The organism is Actinoplanes hulinensis (assembly GCF_019429605.1).
In the GTDB taxonomy this organism is placed as follows: domain Bacteria; phylum Actinomycetota; class Actinomycetes; order Mycobacteriales; family Micromonosporaceae; genus Actinoplanes; species Actinoplanes campanulatus.
In genome coordinates, this window is the sequence record NZ_JAHXZI010000014.1 from 172,299 (window position 1) to 191,981 (window position 19,683).

Annotated in this window: 16 protein-coding genes; 6 read left to right on the forward strand and 10 right to left on the reverse strand. The window is 71.2% G+C overall.

Going from position 1 to position 19,683, the window contains the following annotated elements; all coding sequences use genetic code 11:
- Positions 1–238: 238 nt before the first annotated feature.
- Together KZ829_RS26020 and KZ829_RS26025 are read left to right on the forward strand one after the other, a co-directional pair.
- Positions 239–1,288, forward strand: coding sequence for a S1 family peptidase (locus KZ829_RS26020; RefSeq protein WP_220146531.1), 1,050 nt, complete (start codon positions 239–241; stop codon positions 1,286–1,288).
- On the forward strand, positions 1,285–2,001 hold the full coding sequence (locus KZ829_RS26025) for a zinc metalloprotease (RefSeq protein ID WP_308285663.1): 717 nt from the start codon (positions 1,285–1,287) through the stop codon (positions 1,999–2,001). The genes KZ829_RS26020 and KZ829_RS26025 overlap by 4 nt, the downstream gene beginning before the upstream one ends.
- A gap of 5 nt (positions 2,002–2,006) precedes the next feature.
- On the opposite strand, the gene KZ829_RS26030 is transcribed toward KZ829_RS26025, so the two are convergent.
- The 4 genes from KZ829_RS26030 to KZ829_RS26045 all read right to left on the reverse strand — a co-directional run bounded on the left by KZ829_RS26030 (position 2,007) and on the right by KZ829_RS26045 (position 9,518).
- On the reverse strand, positions 2,007–5,993 hold the full coding sequence (locus tag KZ829_RS26030; RefSeq protein ID WP_220146532.1) for a tetratricopeptide repeat protein: 3,987 nt from the start codon (positions 5,991–5,993) through the stop codon (positions 2,007–2,009).
- Between the two features lie 114 nt (positions 5,994–6,107).
- Positions 6,108–7,382 (reverse strand): dihydrolipoamide acetyltransferase family protein, encoded by a 1,275-nt coding sequence (locus tag KZ829_RS26035; protein ID WP_220146533.1) that lies wholly within the window; start codon positions 7,380–7,382, stop codon positions 6,108–6,110.
- A 61-nt stretch (positions 7,383–7,443) separates the two neighbouring features.
- Positions 7,444–8,430, reverse strand: a complete 987-nt coding sequence (locus KZ829_RS26040; RefSeq protein WP_220146534.1) for an alpha-ketoacid dehydrogenase subunit beta — start codon at positions 8,428–8,430, stop codon at positions 7,444–7,446.
- On the reverse strand, positions 8,430–9,518 hold the full coding sequence (locus KZ829_RS26045) for a thiamine pyrophosphate-dependent dehydrogenase E1 component subunit alpha (RefSeq protein WP_220146535.1): 1,089 nt from the start codon (positions 9,516–9,518) through the stop codon (positions 8,430–8,432). Before KZ829_RS26045 ends, KZ829_RS26040 begins: the two co-directional genes overlap by 1 nt.
- Positions 9,519–9,657: 139 nt before the next feature.
- On the opposite strand from KZ829_RS26045, the gene KZ829_RS26050 reads away from it, so the two are divergent.
- Positions 9,658–10,086 carry an Lrp/AsnC family transcriptional regulator gene (locus KZ829_RS26050; RefSeq protein WP_204297970.1) on the forward strand — a complete coding sequence of 143 codons (429 nt, stop codon included), beginning with the start codon at positions 9,658–9,660 and terminating at the stop codon, positions 10,084–10,086.
- Positions 10,087–10,103: 17 nt separating this feature from the next.
- Here KZ829_RS26050 and KZ829_RS26055 read toward each other — a convergent pair whose 3' ends face one another.
- Positions 10,104–10,739, reverse strand: coding sequence for a TetR family transcriptional regulator (locus tag KZ829_RS26055; protein WP_220146536.1), 636 nt, complete (start codon positions 10,737–10,739; stop codon positions 10,104–10,106).
- Between the two features lie 41 nt (positions 10,740–10,780).
- Between KZ829_RS26055 and KZ829_RS26060 the strand changes: the two genes are divergently transcribed.
- Complete coding sequence (locus tag KZ829_RS26060) at positions 10,781–11,761, forward strand: saccharopine dehydrogenase family protein (protein ID WP_220146537.1); 981 nt, start codon at positions 10,781–10,783, stop codon at positions 11,759–11,761.
- On the opposite strand, the gene KZ829_RS26065 is transcribed toward KZ829_RS26060, so the two are convergent.
- The 5 genes from KZ829_RS26065 to KZ829_RS26085 all read right to left on the reverse strand — a co-directional run bounded on the left by KZ829_RS26065 (position 11,737) and on the right by KZ829_RS26085 (position 15,827).
- Positions 11,737–12,207 (reverse strand): GNAT family N-acetyltransferase, encoded by a 471-nt coding sequence (locus KZ829_RS26065; protein ID WP_220146538.1) that lies wholly within the window; start codon positions 12,205–12,207, stop codon positions 11,737–11,739. The two genes, KZ829_RS26060 and KZ829_RS26065, sit on opposite strands and share 25 nt — an antisense overlap.
- A gap of 107 nt (positions 12,208–12,314) precedes the next feature.
- Entirely contained in the window at positions 12,315–13,292 is a 978-nt protein-coding gene (locus tag KZ829_RS26070) for an AraC family transcriptional regulator (protein ID WP_220146539.1), read from the reverse strand.
- Between the two features lie 130 nt (positions 13,293–13,422).
- Positions 13,423–13,692, reverse strand: a complete 270-nt coding sequence (locus KZ829_RS26075) for a DUF2277 domain-containing protein (protein WP_220146540.1) — start codon at positions 13,690–13,692, stop codon at positions 13,423–13,425.
- Between the two features lie 54 nt (positions 13,693–13,746).
- A complete protein-coding gene (locus KZ829_RS26080) occupies positions 13,747–15,123 on the reverse strand; it encodes a DUF6114 domain-containing protein (protein ID WP_220146541.1) in 1,377 nt (458 codons plus the stop codon).
- A gap of 74 nt (positions 15,124–15,197) precedes the next feature.
- Positions 15,198–15,827, reverse strand: a complete 630-nt coding sequence (locus KZ829_RS26085) for a DUF6230 family protein (protein WP_220146542.1) — start codon at positions 15,825–15,827, stop codon at positions 15,198–15,200.
- Between the two features lie 362 nt (positions 15,828–16,189).
- On the opposite strand from KZ829_RS26085, the gene KZ829_RS26090 reads away from it, so the two are divergent.
- Together KZ829_RS26090 and KZ829_RS26095 are read left to right on the forward strand one after the other, a co-directional pair.
- On the forward strand, positions 16,190–16,978 hold the full coding sequence (locus tag KZ829_RS26090; protein WP_220146543.1) for an FAD binding domain-containing protein: 789 nt from the start codon (positions 16,190–16,192) through the stop codon (positions 16,976–16,978).
- On the forward strand, positions 16,975–19,569 hold the full coding sequence (locus tag KZ829_RS26095) for a molybdopterin-dependent oxidoreductase (RefSeq protein WP_220146544.1): 2,595 nt from the start codon (positions 16,975–16,977) through the stop codon (positions 19,567–19,569). The genes KZ829_RS26090 and KZ829_RS26095 overlap by 4 nt, the downstream gene beginning before the upstream one ends.
- Positions 19,570–19,683: the final 114 nt, after the last annotated feature.

Below are 19,683 nucleotides of genomic sequence, written 5' to 3' on the forward strand. Positions count from 1 at the left end.
CGGCGCACGCCCCCGATCGCTCGCGCCACGACCCGTCCCGTCCTCACCATGTCGACTTCACCATGTGGACGGTGCGGCGGAAAGACGGGAGGCGCTCACGAGATCGATTGGCTCCGTTCGGGTGATGTCTCCTGGACGATCCGGCACCGGGGGTGTGACGCCGGCGGGGCGGCGGCGAGACAAGGTTACGATGGGCGGCCGAGGCAGGCCACGTCGTACACAAAGGAACGGCGATCCCATGCATCCGCTCGACGGCTATCCGGACTGGAGCCGGCCACAGTGGCTTCAGCTACGTGATCTTCTGGTCCTGGCGTATGAGGATGAGCAGGCGCTGCGGCGGGTGGCCAAGCAGGTGGGCATCGTGCCCGGCACCTTCCCGGGCCGCGGTGACGTCCGCTCGACCACCTTCGACCTGATCGAGGTGCTCGCCAAACAGAAGCTCCTGCGGGCCTTCGTGCAGATCGCGGCGGACGATCCGGCCATCCGCGACTATCACGATCGACTGCGGGAACTCCTCGACGGTGATCCGATCGGCCGGCCGTCCGGTGGCCCGCCGCCGGTGTGGCAGACCACCGCCGACGATCTGGTGGTCATCCAGCGGCAACGGCTCCTTGTGGGCCGGGACCGCCTGTTCCCGGTTCGGCTCGCCGGCGAGATAGGCGAGGCGGCCCGCAGCGTGGCCCAGTTGACCGTGCTCTTCGGGGCCACCTCGGTGCACGGCACCGGCTTCCTGATCGCCGACCGTCTGTTGCTCACGGCCTACCACAACCTTCTCGACGCGAAACTAGGCACCGCGACCAGGGCTACGGCGAATTTCGACTACGACGGGAGGAAACTCGCCGAACAGTTCGTCTGCGAGGTCGACCCGGCGCCCGTCGCGGGTGATCCGGACGCCGACTGGGCAGTGCTGCGGATCCGGGAGACGACCGGCCGGAAACCACTGAAGTTGGGCAGCCGGTTCATGCTGCTCCCCGGCAACCCCTTGGTGATCATCCAGCATCCCGGTGGCGCCGAGAAGCGCTTCGCCTTCGACCATCAGGCGGTCGCCCACGTCGGCGACCGTTATGTGCAGTACCTGGCAGACACGATGGTCGGCTCCTCCGGCTCGCCGGTGTGCAACGAGGGCATGGAGGTGATCGCCATTCACCAGTGCGACGTGGCGGAACGCCTGATGATCGACGACCGCACGCAGACCGTCTGGCACAACCAGGGGCTCCTGGTCAATCCGATCATGGCGGAACTGGAGCGGGTTCTGACCGAGCACGGCCGACCCGGGAGTGACAAGTGACGACGATCAAGCCCTGCCTCACCGTCTACCGCCTGAGCGATGTCTACCCATCGGTGCCGCCGCGCGATCGGAGCCGGCTCAGCAACAACGAGCTCGCGCTCGCCAACGACATGCGCTGGGAGACCGGGCAGGAACTGCGGGTCCGCTTCCTCGACGGCGATCCCGGGTTCCAGGAGAGGGTGGAGGCGATCGCACGGACCTGGCTCGAGTACGCCAACCTGCGGTTCACGTTCGCGGACCAGTACACCACCGAGTTGCGCGTCACGTTCGCAGGGTCCGAGTACTCCTCCTATGTCGGAAAGGAGGCGTACGACATCCCGCAGGACAGGCCGACCGTCCGGCTCGGCGGCCTCGACACCGTGACCGACCCGGATGAGGTGCGGCGTGTGGTGCTGCACGAGTTCGGTCACGCCATCGGCTGCGTCCACGAGCACTCCAGCCCGGTCGCGAAGATCCAGTGGGACGAGACGGCGGTCTACGCCTACTACAAACAGCAGTACAACTGGACGGAAGAGGAGATCCGCGACAACGTCCTGTACCGGTACACGGACGACGAGGTGGAGGCCACCCTCGACCACGACCCGGACTCGATCATGCAGTACGCGGTGCCGGGGGTGCTGACCCGTGACGGCACCGAGATCGGCTGGAACACCGACCTGTCCGCGGGGGACAAGGCGTTCATCGCCGCGATGTATCCGTACCCCGCCGCCTGACGGGTCTAGTCCGCCGCGACGGCCAGCCCGCGTAGCCGTTGTGTCAACTCGGTCGCGCCGATCTTCTCCGCGGCCGCCACACTCTCGTCCCGGACGCTCTGCGCCTGCTCGGTCGCGCCCGCGGCGAAGAGGAGTTGCGCCAGGGCGCCGCCCACGACGGCGATGCCGTCCGGCCGCCCGAGCTGCCGGAGCAACTGGAACGACGCCGTCAGATGCCGAAGAGCGGCCTCATAGTCGGCACGTGCCAGATTGACCTGCGCCAGGCCCCAATGGGCGGCCGCTATCCCGTCCGGGTCGCCCAGTCTCTCGTTTGCCGCCAGCCGCCGGCCCTGTAGGTCGGCGGCCTCGTCGAGCCGCTGCTGCCGGACGAGGATGTCGGCGAGGCGGCCCCAGGTGACGGCCAGGGACCGGATGTCACCGAGCCGTTCGTAGACCGCCAATTGGTCCTGATGGATGCGGAGGGCCTCGTCGTGGTCACCGCGCTGTTCGAGGATGTCGGCGATGCGGCCCGACGTGACGGCGCAGGAGCGGGGATCGCCGAGTCGTTGGTAAACGGCCAACTGGGATTGACGCAGGCGCAGGGCCTCGTCGTAGTCGCCGAACTGATGAAGGATGTCGGCGATCTTGCCCCAGGTGAAGGCGTTCGACCGGGTGTCGCCGAGTCGCTCGTAGACCGCCAGCTGGGTCTGATGGATGTGCAGGGCCTCGTCGTAGTCGCCACGCTGCTCCAGGATGTCGGCGATCCGCCCCCAGGCGACGGCCGTCTCCCGTATGTCACCCAGCCGCTCGAAGACGGGCAACTGCGCCTCCCTGCGGATACGCAGAGCCTCGTCGTAGTCACCGCGCTGGTGGAGGATGTCGGCGATCTTGCCGAGCGTCATGGCGGTCTGCCGCGCGTCACCGAGGCGCTCGTGGACGGGACGCTCGATCTCGAGCCGGATGCGGAGAGCCTCGTCGTACTCGCCGCGCTGGAAGTGGATGTCCGCGATCTTTCCCCACGCCACGGCGGCCGAACGTTCGTCGCCGAGCCGCTGGTAGACCGGAAGCTCGACATCGAACCGGATGCGGAGAGCCTCGTCGTAGTCGCCGCGCTGATCCATGATGTCGGCGATGCGGCTCCACGTGATCGCCTCCGAACGGGCGTCGGCGAGTTGCCGGTAGACCGGGAGTTGTTCCTCGTGGTGGATGCGGAGGGCTTCGTCGTAGTCGCCGCGCTGGTACAGGATCTCGGCGATGGCCCCCTGGCAGGCGGCCGCCTCCTGCCGGGATCCCGCTTCGGAGAACAGCCGGTGAGCTTGCCGGAGCAACTCCTCGGCCCGGGGCGAATCACCGCGGCTGCTGAGGTGTCTGGCGTACTCCGCGATGACGCGGGCGCGGTCGAGGACACCGGCCTGTCCGGGTTCGGCCGTCTGTGCCGATTCGACCGCACGGGCGAACAACTCGTGGGCCGCTTCCCCGAAGCCGCCGGTGTGCGCGGCGTCGGCGACCCTCCGGAGCAGCAGGATCGGTACCGGGTGCCGGTGACGGTCGATCAGCGCGATCGACTCCTCCCCGATGTGGAAGGCGGCCACGGCCGGTCCCGCGCGCAGGGCCTGTACGGCCCCGGCGGCGCAGACGGCGGTGATCCGCGGGTCGTCGGCACGCAGGGCGAGCCGGGTCAGTTGCAGGTCCAGGGTCGGCAGCCGGCGGGAATCCTCCGAGGCACCGCCCCATGCGCTGAACAGGGGCTCGACGACAGCCCCGGCCAGGGTGTCGATCTCGTCGGTGCGCAGCGGGGCGAGGCGGCCGCTGACCAGGGCGTTGGCCGTGAAGGCCGACCGGCGCCCGTCGTGGCTGTCCGGGTGGACGTCGATCAGTCCCAGACCGCCCAGGCGCGCCAGCGACCCGTTCGTCCGCTGGGCCAGTACCGACACCACGGGCGCCGGCGCGGGAAGGTCGAACAGGGTGAGATCGCGCAGCAGGTCCCGGTGGTCGGGCCCGGCCTGCTCCAACAGCGCGTCCAGAGCGAGGTTCTCGAGGAAGGCGCGCAGATCCGTATCGGTGGGCAGATCACCCTGTTGCAGGAAGGACTCCATGTCGTTCACGGCGGCCTCGGCCCGGGAGGCTCCGACCGTCGGCGCGTAGACCAGACGGAGGCCCAGGAGATCCTGTAGGCCGGGGTTGCCGCGGCTGACGTTCATGGCCCGTTCGGCGAGGACGGCGCGGTCGGCCACTTCGCCGGGGGCCACCTGCGTCTGCCGGTGGAGCAGCTTGCGCTGAGCGACCGGGGACAGCGGCCGGACCATCACCGGTTCGAGGCGTTGTTCCAGCCCGTCCAGTACGAACTGGAAGCGGCTCGTCACCAGCAGCCGGCTGTCGGTCTCCCCGGGATCGAAGGCCCGCAGGAGCGCGGTGAGCACCGGCGCCGCCCGTGCGTCCACCCGGTGCAAACCTGATGGCCGCGGCTCCAGGACCTGTTCGAGGTCGTCGATGATCAGCAGGAGCGGGCGCCGGTCGCCGTCGGGCTGGGAGCACGGGCCGGCCAGCAGGTCGGTGAGCACGGCACCGATGGCGTCCGGCTGGTCCCGGACCACGGCCCGCCGCTCCTCGAGCAGTTCGCGGGCGGCCGTGTTGGAACGGACCGCCTCGCCGATGTTGTCCAGGATGGCGAGGGCGCTGTAGTCACCGAAGACGACGGCGAGAGCCATCTCCGGGCAGCGGTCGGCGATCCGCGCGGCCAGACTCGACTTCCCGAGCCGTCCGAGGCCGTGCAGCAGGACGCCACTGTGCTCCCCGGACCGCAGCGCACGCAGAGCCCGCTGCAGCTCCGGCCTCCGGCCGACGAACATCTCCGGGGCGGCGACCGGAACATGATGCTTGCGGTCGAGGAACACCTTGGTGCCGCGTACGGCCGACACCGTCGTCCGTCGCCTCCGTCCGCTCACCAGCGGACCGCCGCCCGCCAGCCCTAGCCAGAGCCGTGCCAGGTGCCAGTCGACCCGTACCGCTGGCGCCGGATCACTCAGCAATGTGCGGCGGGCGTCACCGACGGCCAGCGCGAGGTCGGCACGGTCGCTCAGTCGCCGGTAAAGCTCCTTGGCGAAGACCGTCGCGGCGCGGTCGTAGACCGGACCGTCCCAGCCCAGCACCGCCGGCAGCCCGCTGGTGACCAGCGCGGTGGCCATGGAGTGCGCCGGTGAGCCTTCCGTGCCCTGGTCCGACGCCGTGGTCATGCACCCGGAAACGAACAACAGCCGCGGCGGCGGCACCAGATGGCGGACCAGGTCGCCGGCCGTGGTCGGCAGGTTGTCGCCGACCTCGTCCTCCATCATCAGGACCGGTACGCCGGCGTCGCCGGGCCGGGGCGCGTAGGAGGCCGCCGCGTGGCAGGACAGGTGTACCACCGGCATACCGCCGACGTCGGCCAGGCGCCGCCCCAACTGCCGGGGGTCGCCGGTGTCCTCGACGAGCAGGTCGATACGGACCGGGTCGACCGCCGCCAGGATGGCGGCCTCCTCGGCCTCGTAGTCGAGTTCGAACTGCGACCGGGGCGAGGAGGCCATGAATGCCAGGCCGAGCCGGAAGCCGTCCGGTTCCGGCACGGTGCTGTCCGGGCGGCCCAGACGGCGGACCACACCGAAGCGCGAAAGAGCATCCGCGGCGAGGAAGCCCCCGTCCGGCCGGGCGAGAAGCTCGAACGGCGAATGCAACACCGCCCACTCCCGATCCGACGGCGTCCGGGGTCCACGGACCTCGAACAGCACCGGCGCCGGAGCCCGGGAGAGCAGGTCGGTCAACGAACCGGCATCACCGTCCAGCCAGGACCAGAGATCACGTCCTATCCCGAGGAGCACCTCGTCGGGCGCCTTCGTCTGGGTCGCCCGGCCGTACCGGATCGAGAGGGCGGTCAGCAACCGTTCGTCGTCGCCGGTCAGCGCACGCCGGGTGCCGATCCGTTCGTCGCCGATCAGCAACTCGAAGCCCGAGCCGTCCAGCACCAGACCGGTCACCACGCCCGCCCCCCATCCGACCGGACCCCGGGGACCGCCGCGACCGCCCACTCCGGACCCGACTATCAAACCACCATTGCGGGCGGGCACCGGCGGATCATTCCCCGGAAGTGCGTCTCAGAGGCGCGCCAGCGCCGACGGCGGGTCCTCGATGGCGTCGGCCACCGAGCGCATGAAACCGGCGGCCGCGCCCCCGTCACACACCCGATGATCAAAGACGAAGGACAACTGCGCGATCTTTCGTACGGCCAGAGCACCCGACACCACCCAGGGGCGATCGATGATCCGGCCCAGACCGAGCATGGCGACCTGTGGATGGTTGATGATCGCCGCGCTGCCGTCGACCCGGAAGGCGCCGTAGTTGTTCAGCGTGAACGTGCCCGCCGTCAGCTCGGCCGGGGTGGACTCGCCACGGCGGGCCCGGGCCGTCACGTCCCGGATCGCCGCGTCCAGTCCGGTGGTCGTCATCGTCTGCGCGCCCATCACGGCCGGGACCACCAGGCCGCGGCCGGTCTGCACGGCCAGGCCCAGGTTGATGTCGGGCAGCTCGACGATCTCCTGCCGTTCGGTGTCGAGCCGGGCGTTGAACACCGGGTACTCGCGCAGCCCGGCCACCACGAACCGGGCCACGTAGGCCATCAGCCCGGGCGATCCGGCGTCGCCGCGGGTGCGTTCCCGCAGCTCCCACAGGGCGGTGGCGTCGACGTCCACCCACACGGTCGCCTCGGGGATCTCGGCGCGGCTGCGGGTGAGGACCGCCGACACCGCCTTGCGGAATCCGCTCAGCGGAACCCGTCGCTCCCCGGCGGCCGGTGTCGCCGGTTCGGGGGTCCGGGTGGCCGATTCCACGTCCCGGCGGGTGATCACGCCACCCGGTCCGGTGCCGTGCAGCACGGACAGGTCGACGCCGTTCTCCCGGGCGAGGCGCCGGACCAGCGGTGACAGCACCAGAGGCGCGGCCGCCGGACGCTTCGGCGGTGTCGGCGCAACCGGCACGGTGGCCGGGCGGCCGGCCGGCGCGGGGGCGGCGGCGGTGTCGTGGCCGCGAGGGCGACGGCGCCTGCCCGAGGCCGTGGTGGGGGAGGTTCCGTAGCCGATGAGGACGTTGCCGGAGCCGGCGCGTTCCTCCTCGCGGTAGGTGTCGGCCGCGTCCGGTGCGGCCACCGTGATCAGCGGCGCGCCCACGTCGAGGGTGGTCCCCTCGGCCGCGTGCCGGGTGGTCACCCGCCCCGCGTGCGGGGACGGCACCTCGACCACCGCTTTCGCGGTCTCCACCTCGGCCACCGGCTGGTCCACGGTGATCACGTCGCCCTCGGCGACCAGCCAGCGCACGATCTCCGCCTCGGTCAGGCCCTCGCCGAGGTCCGGCAGCAGGAAGGTCTTGGGGCTCATGCCGCCACCGCCGTCCCGGTCAGCCCCGCGCGGAGGTGGGAGGGTAGGGAGATCCGGGTGTTCACGCGTCCTCCCACTGGAGGTCGTCGACGGTGTCGAGGATGCGGTCGACCGACGGCAGGTGGACGTGTTCCAGCTTCGGCGGCGGATAGGGGATGTCGAAGCCGGTGACCCGCCGGATCGGGGCGTGCAGCGAGTGGAAGCAGCGTTCGGTCACCCGCGCCACCACCTCGGACGACACACTGGCGAACCCGGCCGCTTCGGCGACCACGACGGCCCGGCCGGTGGACCGGACGGCCGCGCACACGGTCTCGTCGTCGAACGGCACGATCGAGCGCAGGTCGACGACCTGGAGGCTGCGGCCCTCCTGGGCGGCCGCCTCGGCGGCTTCGAGGGCGACCGGCACGGCCGGTCCGTACGCGATCAGGGTGGCGTCGGTGCCGGGCCGGCGCACCACGGCCCTGCCGATCGGCGGCACCGGGAGCGTGAGGTCGGCCTCGGAGCGGGAGAAGTACAGCTTCTTCGGCTCCAGGAAGATCACCGGGTCGGGCGACTCGATGGCCTTGCGCAGCAGCCCGTAGGCGTCCGCCGGGTCGGCGGGGGCGACCACGTGCAGCCCCGGCGTGTGCGCGTAGTACGCCTCGGACGAGTCACAGTGGTGTTCCACGCCGCCGATGCCACCGGCGTACGGCACCCGGATGACCAGCGGCACCCCGACCCGCCCCCGGGTCCGGTTGCGCATCTTCGCGGCGTGGCTCACGAGCTGCTCGAACGCCGGGTAGGCGAACGCGTCGAACTGCATCTCGACGACCGGCCGCATCCCGTTCATGGCCATCCCGATCGCCATGCCGAGGATCCCGGACTCGGCGAGCGGGGTGTCGAAGCAGCGCTGTTCCCCGAACTCGGCGGTGAGCCCGTCGGTGATCCGGAAGACGCCGCCGAGCGGGCCGACGTCCTCGCCGAACATGAGCACCGTGTCGTCGGCGCGCATGGCGTCGCGCAGTGCCCGGTTGAGCGCGTTCGCCATGGTGAGCTTCTCGGCGGCCATCAGCGTGCCTCCTCACGGGAGAGTTCGTCGGCGACGAGGGCCTGCTGTTCGCGCAGTTGCGGGGTGGGTTCGGCGTAGACGTGGGCGAACAGGTCCCGGTAGTCGGCGACGGTGTCCTCACCGAGCCCGGCGCGCATGTTCCCGGCCAGTTTCTCGGCGCTCACCCCGTACCCCGCGATCGTCTCGTCGTCGAGAAGGCCGCGGCCCCGCAGATAGGTCTCCACCCGGGTGATCGGGTCGCGGGCCAGCCAGGGGGTGACCTCGTCGGCGGAGCGGTAGCGGCCCGGGTCGTCGGCGTTGGTGTGCGGCTGCACCCGATAGGTGTGCGCCTCCACCAGCTGCGGGCCCTCTCCGGCACGGGCCCGGTCCACGGCCGAGCCGAGCACGCTGAGCAGCGCGGCCACGTCGTTGCCGTCGACGCGGGCGCCGGGCACGCCGTACCCGATGCCCTTGTGCGCGAGGGAGGGCGCCGCGGTCTGCCGGGCCAGCGGCACGGAGATCGCGTATTCGTTGTTCTGGATGAAGAACACCACGGGGGTACGGAAGACGGCGGCGAAGTTGAGCGCCTCGTGGAAGTCGCCCTCGCTGGTGGCGCCGTCGCCGCAGACCGCCATCACGACGGTCGGCTCGCCGCGCAGCCGGGCCGCGTGCGCCACCCCGACCGCGTGCAGCAGGTGGGTGGCCAGCGGCGTGGCCTGCGGCGCGACCCTCGTCGTGAGCGGGTCGTAGCCGCTGTGCCAGTCGCCGCGCAGCAGGGTGAGCGCCTGCACCGGGTCGACGCCGCGAGCCACGATGGCCGCCGAATCGCGGTAGGTGGGAAACAGCCAGTCGCCCGGGTCGAGGACCTGTACGCAGGCGACCTGGCAGGCCTCCTGCCCATGCGACGAGGGGTAGACCGCCAGGCGGCCCTGCCGGACCAGGGCGTTCGCCTGGTCGTTGAAGCGCCGCGCGGAGATCAGTGCGGCGTACGCGTGGACCAGTGCCTGCGGGTCGGGCATGTCCTGGCCGACGTGAACGGGGTTGCCGTCCGGGTCGATGAGCGTCACCGGCTCCGTGGACGGCAGCAGGAGAGCTGCGTCACGTGTCATGCGAGGATTCTGTGCAGGAAGCCAAACGATCACCACAGGTGCGCCGAACGCGAGATAATGTTTCGTCTTCGAGGGCGGTTCGGAGCCGAACGTCCAGGACCGGGCGGCCAGAAAAGGGTCCGCCGAGACAGGTGGCCAGATGCTCGACGACACCGACCGGCGGATCCTCACCGAGCTCGCCAAGGACGGGCGGATGTCGATGCGGACCCTCGCCGAGACGCTGCACATCTCCCGGGCGAACGCGTACGCCCGGGTGGCCCGCCTGCGGCAGGACGGGGTGATCCGCGGCTTCCACGCCGACGTCGACCCGGTCGCGGCCGGGCTCACCACGGCCGCCTACGTGACGCTCAACCTGCGGCAGGCCAACTGGCGGGAGATCCTGGCCCGGCTGCGGGTGCTGCCCGGGGTGGTGCACATCGGGCTGGTCGGCGGCGACTTCGACGTGATCCTGCTGGTCCGGGTCGCCGACAACACCGAGCTGCGGCATCTGGTGCTCGACGAGATCCAGGGCATGCCCGGTGTCGTCAGTACCCGTACGCTGCTGCTCTTCGAGGAGACCACCCCGTGAGGACCCGGACCGGCTGCTCACCGGGCTGGAGGACTGGCTTCGCCGATGACTGCGCGGGCCAGGCAGTCGGCGGCCCACTCCCGCCAGCGGTCGTGGGTCCAGCCCAGCTGCTCGGTGAGCAGCAGGTAGGTCTCCGGCGACAGCAGGGCCACCGCGGTGTCGGCGGCGGCGGCCTCGTCCGTACGCAAGATTGTCTTGGAGGCGAGCGCGGCGGCGAAGACGCGCTGGACCTCGCGATGGTGCCGGATGGTGGTGGCGGCCACCTCGGCGAGCTCCGGATCGGCGGCCGCCCCGCGGACCATGGCGAGCAGGCGCGCCGCCCGGCGCAGCACCTCGCCGGCGCCCTCCACCTGCCGCTCGATCTGGCGGCGCGGGTCGGCCTCGGCGAGGGCCGCGTGCACCCAGGACCGCTGGAGCGTGGGGATCGGCTCGTCGTCGCCGGCGATCGCCTGGTCCAGCGCGGTGACCAGGACGGCCCGCTTGTTGCCGAATGAGTAGTAGACCGTCTGCTCGCTCACCCCGGCCGCGGCCGCGATCGCGCTGATGCTGGTCGTCGCATAGCCCGCCGCGGCGAACGTGGTGGTGGCCGCGGCCGTGATGCGGGCGCGGGTGGCACGGGCCCGCTCGGCCCGGCCGTCGACTTTTCCGGTCATGGGACTTGACTATAGCGGCACTACAAAAACATTCTTAGAGCATGACTACGAAAACATCGCGGGTGCTGATCCTCGGCGGGTACGGCGCGGTCGGCCGGGAGGCCGCCCCCGCCCTGGCCGCGCACGCCGTCGTCCAGGTCGCGGGCCGCCGGCCGGAGCGCGCCCGGCCGGTGCCCGGGGCCGGCGTGATCCGGCTCGACCTGACCGAGCCCGGCCAGGTGCGGGCGGCCCTCGACGGTGTCGGCGCCGTCCTGATGTGCGCCGAGACCGGCAACGCGCGGGTGGCCCGGGCCGCCCTGGAACGCGGCATCCACTACGTCGACGTGTCCGCCACACGAGAGGTGCTGGCCGGGATCGAGAGCCTCGGCCCTCTCGCCGAGCGCACCGGCGCCACCGCGGTGCTCAGCGTCGGCGTCGCCCCCGGGGTGACGAACCTGCTCGCCAGATGGGTGGCCGACCGGGCGCCGGGGCGGCCGGTGCGGATCGGGGTGCTGCTCGGCTCCGGGGAACGCCACGGCGCGGCCGCGGTCGGCTGGACCGTCGACGGGCTCGGCCGGGAACGGGGCAACTGGACCGCCACCTTCCCGGCCCCGTACGGGCGGCGCGCCGTGCACCGGTTCCCGTTCTCCGACCAGCACACCCTCGGGTTCGGCGACGTCCGTACCGGGTTGTGCCTGGACTCCCGCCCGGCGACCGCCCTGCTCGGCGCCGCGAACCGCCCGGCCGTGGCGAACCTGCTGCGCCGCCCGGCCGTCCGGGGCCTCACCGAGCGGATCTTCGGCGGCCTGCACCTGGGCGGCGACGGCTTCGCGGTGACCGCCGAGGCCGGGGGAGCGCGGGCGTCGTTCACCGGGCGCGGGCAGAGCCGTGGCACCGGCCTGTTCGCCGCCCACGTGATCCGCCGGCTACCGGTGCTGCGGCCCGGTGTCCACCACATCGAGAACCTCGTCGACCCGGCCGATTTCCTCACCGCGCTGGCCGTCGACGGGTTCCGGGTTCACTGGGACAGCGACAGCCAGTAGGCGGCGAACTCGTCCGGCACGAAGCCCTCGGCCCGGTAGAGCGCCTGCGCGGTGTGGTTGTCCGGCGCCGTCTGGAGCTGCACCCCGATCGCCCCGGCCTTCCCGGCCTCGGCCGCGCAGGCCCGCACCAGAGCGCGCCCGGCGCCGGTGCGCCGGGCGGTGGGGGCCACGAACAGGTCGTTGAGCGTCCACACCGGAGCCATCGACAGCGAGGAGAACGTCGGGTAGATGTGCGTGAACCCGGCCGGCTCGCCGTTCTCGTCGCGGGCCAGCAGCAGCACCGACTCGCCGCGCTCGTGCCGCTCCCGCAGGAACGCCAGCACCTTCTCCGGGTCGGCGGGCCGGCCGTAGAACTCGAGGTAGCCGCCGAACAGGACCGCCGCCTCCGGAAGATCCTCCACCGTGGCCCGGCGCACCGTGATGCGGGCAGCGGCATTCGTGGTCATGTCGTGGGTCCTCTCGTCCGCGCGAAACCTCGCCCGAATCATGCCGAACTGCGTACCCTCCTCCGCCGGACAGGCCACGTCCGTACCGCTCACCGGGACGCGCCCGGTCAGGTGCGCAGCGTGTGGCTGGGGGAGCGGCCGAACTGCTTGCGGTACTCGACGGCGAACCGGCCCTGCGCGGCGAACCCCCACCGGCGGGCGATCGCGCCGACCGTGTCGCCGCGGGCCGGGTCCCCGTCGCGCAGGTCGCGGTGCGCGCCGTGCAGGCGGGCCAGGCGCAGGTAGCCGGTCGGGGTGGTGTCGCCGTGCCGGGCGAAGGCGGCCTGGAGACCCCGTACGCCGAGGTTGGCGACCCCGGCGATGTCCTCGATGGTGATCGGCTCGCCGGCGTGCGCGTCGATGTACGCCATCGCCCGGCGGACCGCGGCCGGCGGCACCCGCCCCGGACCGGGGATGTAGTCCGTCGTCATCGTGGTGTTCGGGAACACCGCCACCGCGGTGGCGCCCACCAGGTCGAGGAGCGCCGCGTGCACCAGCGGATGCGCCGCGGCGGGCTCCGGGCCGGCGAAGGTCCCGGTCACGTACTTGACCGTGGCGATCCAGTGCTGCCGCATCCGCTGCGACACCGGCGCCGGGGCGTCGAATCGAAAATCCACCGTGTCCACTCCGAGCCGGCCCGCCGCCCGGGCCGCTGTCTCCAGGGGGAACCGGACGTTCTGCAGGTCGAGGCCCTGCCAGGCGACCTGGAACGGTGTCCCGAGCGGCACCAGGAAGGCGTCCCCGGCCGCGAACGGAACGGCTCCGCCGCCCGTGTCGACGCGGTACCAGCCGTCGCAGATGACGACCGTGATGACCGAGTCGAACGGGTCGGAGGCCGACTCCACCGCGCCCCGGTAACGCAACCGGTCGAGGGCGAGATCCCCGGCCGCCGCGGTCCGCGAGTGGAACAGGAAGTCGGCGCCGGGACGGCTCATGCGCGGGCGGTGGTCGACATACGTACGGCGGAGGATCTCATGGGTCTCGGCGATGTCGGTCGTCCGGAACTCCGCTCGCCGGATCGGCATGGTCGTTGGTGCCTTGCCCACGATTGCCCCCTGTCTGTCCCGGTCACGCGCCGGATCGCATGTCCGCAGACGAGGCTATTCAGGGCATTCGTCGTTTTTGCCCGAAATGATCATTAATGAGCCGTACGGGCCTGGTTGCCCGTACGGACGGTCAGGAGGCGTAGCGCTTCTCGGCCCGGGCCCGCGCCTTCGCCGCCTCCTCCTCCCGGTTGCGCGGCGGCGCGTTCGTCACCAGGTTCGCCAGCAGTTCCGCGGTGGCCGCCGCCACCGCTGCCACGGCCTCGTCGAACGCCGCCTGGTTGGCCTGCGAGGGCCGGGCCGTCCCGGCGATCTTCCGGACGTACTGCAGGGCGGCCGCCTGGATCTCGTCCGGCGTCGCGGGCGGCTCGAAATTGTGCAGCTGATGGATGCTCCGGCACACGATGCGATCTCCAATCGTGGGACAGTCGTGCACCCGAATCTATGCCATGCGCGGTCAGCCGATCTTCTCGTTGATGTCGAGCGGCTCCGCGGTGAGGGCGTTCGACTTGACATACGCCAGGTCCAGCGTCACGTCGGTGAACCACAGCACCGGCAGGGTCAGCGGCGGCGGCTGCTCCGGGGTGAACGTGACCGGGATCAGCCCGAACAGCTTGCCCTTGAAGGTGGGGCTGTAGAACTCCACGTCGCCGTCGAGGATCAGCTCGCCGCTCTCGATGACCGTGGTGGCGTCGCCCGGCTCGTCGATGGTGAGGCTGAACGGCGTGTTCACCACCTTGTCCATGGTGAACTTCAGCGACCGGATCGGGCCGTTGGCGGTGGGCACCTCGGCGACCCCGTCGTACGACGAGTTGTACATGGTCACCGAGGCGGCCTTGACCACGCCGGGTTTCGCGGCGGCGAGCGGGATGTCGCCGTCCTCGGCGAGCAGGCCGACCTGCCGGGCGCCGAGGCACGGGATCTCCTCCGGCTCGGCGGTGGCCTTCTTCGACGGCGTGGCCGTCGTGGGCGTCGTCGTGGGTGTCCTCCCCGGGGTCGGCGCGGCGGTGGTGGCGGTGGGCGTGGCCGACGGGGTGGGCTCCGCCTCCTGCTCGTCGTCGTTCCCGCCGATGCCGATCAGGTCGCCGACGCCCTCCCAGAAGTCGTTGATGCCGTCCAGGATCGGGTGATCGCTGGTCTCGGTCGGTGTCGGTGTCGGTGTCGGTGTCGGGCCGGCGCTGGCGCTCGTCGACGGCACGACGGTCGCCGAGTCGGTCGGTTTCGCCGTCGTCCTGCTCGGGCTCACGCTGGGGGAGGCGCTCGCTTTACGGGACGGCAGGCCTTCCGGGCACTCCGCCGCCTCGGCCGGGCGGTTCCCGGCGACGGCCACGGTGGCGGCCACCAGCAACGGCGCCATGATGAGCAGAGCCTTGCGGTGCAGCGAGTTGCGCCCGGGTTCCGGGTCGATGCCGGGGACGATGGTCGGGTCCACCGGCGCCGGCGGGATCTCCCTGGTGGGCCGCTCGTCGCTCCCGGCGCGGGGTGCTCCCCACGCCACCACCAGGGCGCCGCCGACGATCCCGAGCATCATGCCGAGGATCCAGCCGCCCAGGTTCAGCCCGATGAACGAGTACAGCGCCGTGATGATCCCGACGATCCCGTAGAACAGCCGCTGCGCCGGGCTGAACCAGGCCAGCGCCCCGCAGGTCAGCATGATCACCGGCAGCAGGTACGAGTAGAACCCCTGAGGCCCGATGTGAATCTTGATGTTGTCCAGCTCCAGGTTGGCACTGACGAACATCTCCAGCCCGGACAGCAGCATCACGAGCCCGCCCCAGAACGGCCGGGCACGCCGCCACCGGCGGAACCGGTCCCAGAAGTTCTCCGTCGGCACGGCGGTCCTTTCCTCGGGTTCTCGGCAGCGGACGGGCTCGCGGAGGTGCGCTCCGCGAGCCCGGTGCGACTGGGTCAGTCCTGGTAGCACTCGTGCGAGCCGCCGATGTGCAGCTTGAGGCTCATGCCGTTGAGGACGAACGTGGAGGCGGAGGTGTAGTACGCCTTCTGCCGCAGGTTCTCGATCGTGACGGTCCGGGACTGCTGCCCGAAGGAGCCCGGAGCGCCGTGGCTCTCCGCACCGTCGCGGGTCATGGTGGAGGCGTCCAGGCCGATCTGGATGTCCTCGAAGGTCGCGTTCCCGCCGAGCTCGGACATGCCGATCAGCAGGTTCTCCGCCTTCACCGGGTTGTTCTCATCGTTACCGGCCTCGATACGCAGGGTCACCGGCCCGACCGCGACGGACTGGCAGAGTCCGACCAGCGTGGCCGACTTGATGCCGGACATGGCCGCCGGGATCTTGCCGCCCGGGTAGTCCGGGTCCTGGGTGTCCAACTCGCCGCTGTACTGGGTGAAGCCGGTGCCGACCAGCGTGTCGGCGGTGAGCTTGAACTGTTTGCCGGACACGGTGAAGTTCGCCGCCAGGGCTCCCTCGGCGAGGGCCAGCACCAGGCCACCGGCGACAACGGTCGGCACGCCCACCGCAACCGCGAACCGGCGCCAGTTGGTGCGCCCGTACGCCGGCGCGCTTTGCGCCTCCTCCACGCGGACCTCCTCTTCGATGGTGGACCGGCGACTCGCAGCGAGACACGTCGATGGTCGCGGTCGTAATGTGCCCGAAATGCTGCCGCTCGCGGGCCGCGACTACAAGAGGCCTTCTTTACTCGTCAGTAACCCAGATCACTTGATCAACATGACTGACGGTGACCTCCGCCACGGAGCTATCCGAAATTTCGGATATTAAGATCGGGGCCGAGCAATTACCCGTTACCCCGGGTACGCAAGGCCAGATTTGTCACGGCTCCATAACGAAGAGTTCGTCCGGTGGATGGCCGGGTGACCGGAACGTAACAACGGCCCTCCGTCGACGGCCATGATCGGAAACGTCGCGGGCGTAGCGTGCGTCTGTGGATCTGCACACCGTCACCGAAGTGATCAGCCCCGCGTCGCCCGGTCAGTGGCGGCCCGGTGACGCCTGGCTGGGCGGTGGGACCGCGCTGTTCGGCGAGCCCCGGCCGCACGTCAGCCGCCTGCTTGATCTCACGGCCGCCGGATGGCCGCCGCTGACGGTCCGCGACGACGGTGTCGAGATCGCCGCCACCTGCACCATCGCCGAACTGGCCGAGGGCCTGCGGGGGTACGGCATCGTCCGGCAGTGCTGCCACGCGTTCCTCGCCTCGTTCAAGATCTGGAACGTGGCCACGGTCGGCGGCAACCTCTGCGCCGCCCTCCCGGCCGGGCCGATGATCTCGCTGACCGCGGCGCTCGACGGCACCTGCGTGCTGATCGGCCCGGACTCCCGCGAGCGCCGGGTGCCGGCCGCCGACTTCGTCACCGGCGAGGGCACGACCGTGCTGCGCGACGGCGAGCTGCTGCGGGCGATCCACCTTTCCGGATCACTGTTGAGCATGCGTACGGCGTACCGTCGAGGGTCTCTGCATCGTCATGGCCGATCGGCCGTGCTCCTGATCGGCCGGGCCGATCCCGCCGGAGGAATATCACTCACCGTGACGGCTGCGACCCGGCGGCCGTATGTCTTCCGCTTCCCGGATCCGCCCTCGGCGGACGAGGTGGAGGCCGCGCTCGACACCATCCCGGCCGACCAGTACGTCGACGACGTGCACGGCCGCCCGGTCTGGCGCCGCCACCTGACCCGGCACTACGCTGCGCAGATCCGCACGGAGCTGGCCGCATGAGCATCGAGATCAACGGAACCCCGCACGACCGCGCACCCCGGCCCGGGCAGTGCCTGCGCACCTATCTGCGGGAGGAGGGCTGCTTCGGCGTCAAGAAGGGCTGCGACGCCGGCGACTGCGGAGCGTGCACGGTGCACGTCGACGGGAAGCCGGTGCACAGTTGCGTCTACCCGGCCTTCCGCGCCCAGGGCCACCGTGTCACCACGATCGAGGGCCTGGCCGGGCATCCGGTGCAGCAGTGCTTCCTCGACGCGCAGGGCTTCCAGTGCGGCTTCTGCACCGCCGGCATGATCATGACGGCGGCGGCGCTCACCGACGAGCAGCGCGAGGACCTGCCACGCAGCCTCAAAGGCAACCTCTGCCGGTGTACGGGCTATCGCGCCATCACCGACGCCATCGAAGGGCGCCCCGCCGCCGTCACGCCGCGGGCCGGCTCGGCGGTCGGGTCGAACCTCGGCGCCCCGGCCGGCCCACAGGTGGTCGACGGGACCGCCCGGTACACGTTCGACCTGGACGTGCCGGGGTTGCTGCACCTCAAGGCGCTGCGGTCGCCGCACGCGCACGCCCGGATCCTGTCGATCGACACCACCGCCGCGCTGGCCGTGCCGGGGGTGGAGGCGGTGCTCACCCACAAGGACGCCCCCGAGCGGCTGTTCTCCACGGGACAGCACGAGAACGAGGCGGAGGATCCGTACGACACCCGGGTCCTCGACGAGGTGGTCCGGTTCGTGGGGCAGCGGGTGGCGGCGGTGGTCGCCGGCTCCGAGGCGGCGGCCGAGGAGGGGGTGCGGCGGCTGCACGTGGAGTACGAGGTGCTGCCCGCGGTGATCGATCCCGCTCGGGCCATGCTGCCCGGGGCGCCGCTGGTGCACGGGGACAAGGGGATCGCGCAGGGGATCATGCGGGCCGACGCCAACGTGGTGGGGGAGCTGCACGCCGGCATCGGTGACGTGGAATCGGGTTTCTCGTCGGCCGACGCCGTCTACGAGGCGACATTCCGGACGCCGCGCGTGCAGCACGCGAGCCTGGAGACGCACGGCGCCGTCGGCTGGCTGGACGACGACGACCGGTTGGTGATCCGCACCAGCACGCAGACGCCGTTCCTCACCCGGCGCGCCCTCTCCCGCCTTTTCAGCATGAATCCGGAAAAGGTGCGCGTGGTCGCCGGGCGGGTGGGCGGTGGATTCGGCGGCAAGCAGGAGATGCTCGTCGAGGATCTCGTCGCGCTCGCCGTGTTGCGAACCGGCCGCCCCGTGAAGTGGGAGTTCACCCGCTCCGAACAGTTCACGGCGGCGACCACCCGGCATCCGTTCACGATCACGGTCAAGGCGGGGGCGCGGCGGGACGGGACGATCACGGCCCTCCAGCTCAACGTCCTGGTGGACACCGGCGCCTACGGCAACCACGGCCCGTCGGTGATGCATCATGGTTGCCACGAGACGGTAGCAGTCTACAAGTGCGGAAATATCCGTACAGATGCCTACACCGTCTACACGAACACCGTCCCCGCCGGAGCGTTCCGCGGCTACGGGCTCGGTCAGGTCACCTTCGCCGTCGAACAGGTCCTCGACGAACTGGCCCGCATGATCGACATGGATCCGGTGACGTTCCGTGAGATCAACGTGGTCCGCCCCGGCGACGACCTCACCGCCCCCGGCGCCCACGTCCCCGACCTCGGCATCGCCAGCTACGGCCTGGACCAGTGCCTCGCGAAGATGCGGGAGGCCGCCGCCACCGTCGACGAGGCCCCACCCGGCTGGCTGACCGGCCAGGGCATGGCCATCGCGATGATCGCCGCGGGCCCGCCCGGCGGCCACTTCGCCGACGCCACCGTCACCCTGCTCCCCGGCGGCCGCTACGAGCTGTCGGTCGGCACCGCCGAGTTCGGCAACGGCAGCACCACGGTCCACGCCCAGATCGCCGCCGACGAACTGCACACCACCCCCGACCGCATCCTCATCAGACAGTCCGACACCGACGTGGTCCGCCACGACACCGGCGCCTTCGCCTCCACCGGCGTGGTGGTCGCCGGGCAGGCCGTGCTCCGCGCCTGCCGCTCGCTGCGCGCCCAGCTCCTCGCCCGCACCGGCCACACCCCCTCCGAGACCGGCACCATCTCCGCGAGCGGCCACTTCGACGGCACCCCACGCTCGGTGGCCTTCAACGCCCAGTTCTTCCGCGTCGCCGTCGACCCCGGCACCGGCGAACTGCGCATCCTCCGCAGCGTCCACAGCGCCGACGCCGGAACCGTCATGAACCCGCTCCAGCTCCGTGGCCAGATCGAGGGCGGCGTGGCCCAGGCGCTGGGCGCCACCCTCGCCGAACACGTCGACATCTCCCCGTCCGGCGAGGTCACCACGACCACGTTCCGCCAATACCACCTCCCCACCGTCGCCGACATCCCGCCCACCGAGGTCCATTTCGCCACGACGACGGACACGATCGGGCCGCTGGGCGCCAAGTCGATGAGCGAGTCCCCGTACAACCCGGTCTCCCCGGCCCTCGGCAACGCCCTCCGGGACGCCCTCGGCATCCGCCTGACCGACCTCCCCTACACCGCCGACCGCATCTGGCAGGCTTTGAACCCTTGAACCCCTTTCCGGTACGCCTGACGCCGCCCCCGCCGAATCCACCCCGTCCCGCCGCTCCCCGCGAGCCGGGTGCGACGTCCCGGCCGCAACGCGCCCGCCGGGCGTGAGCCTGAC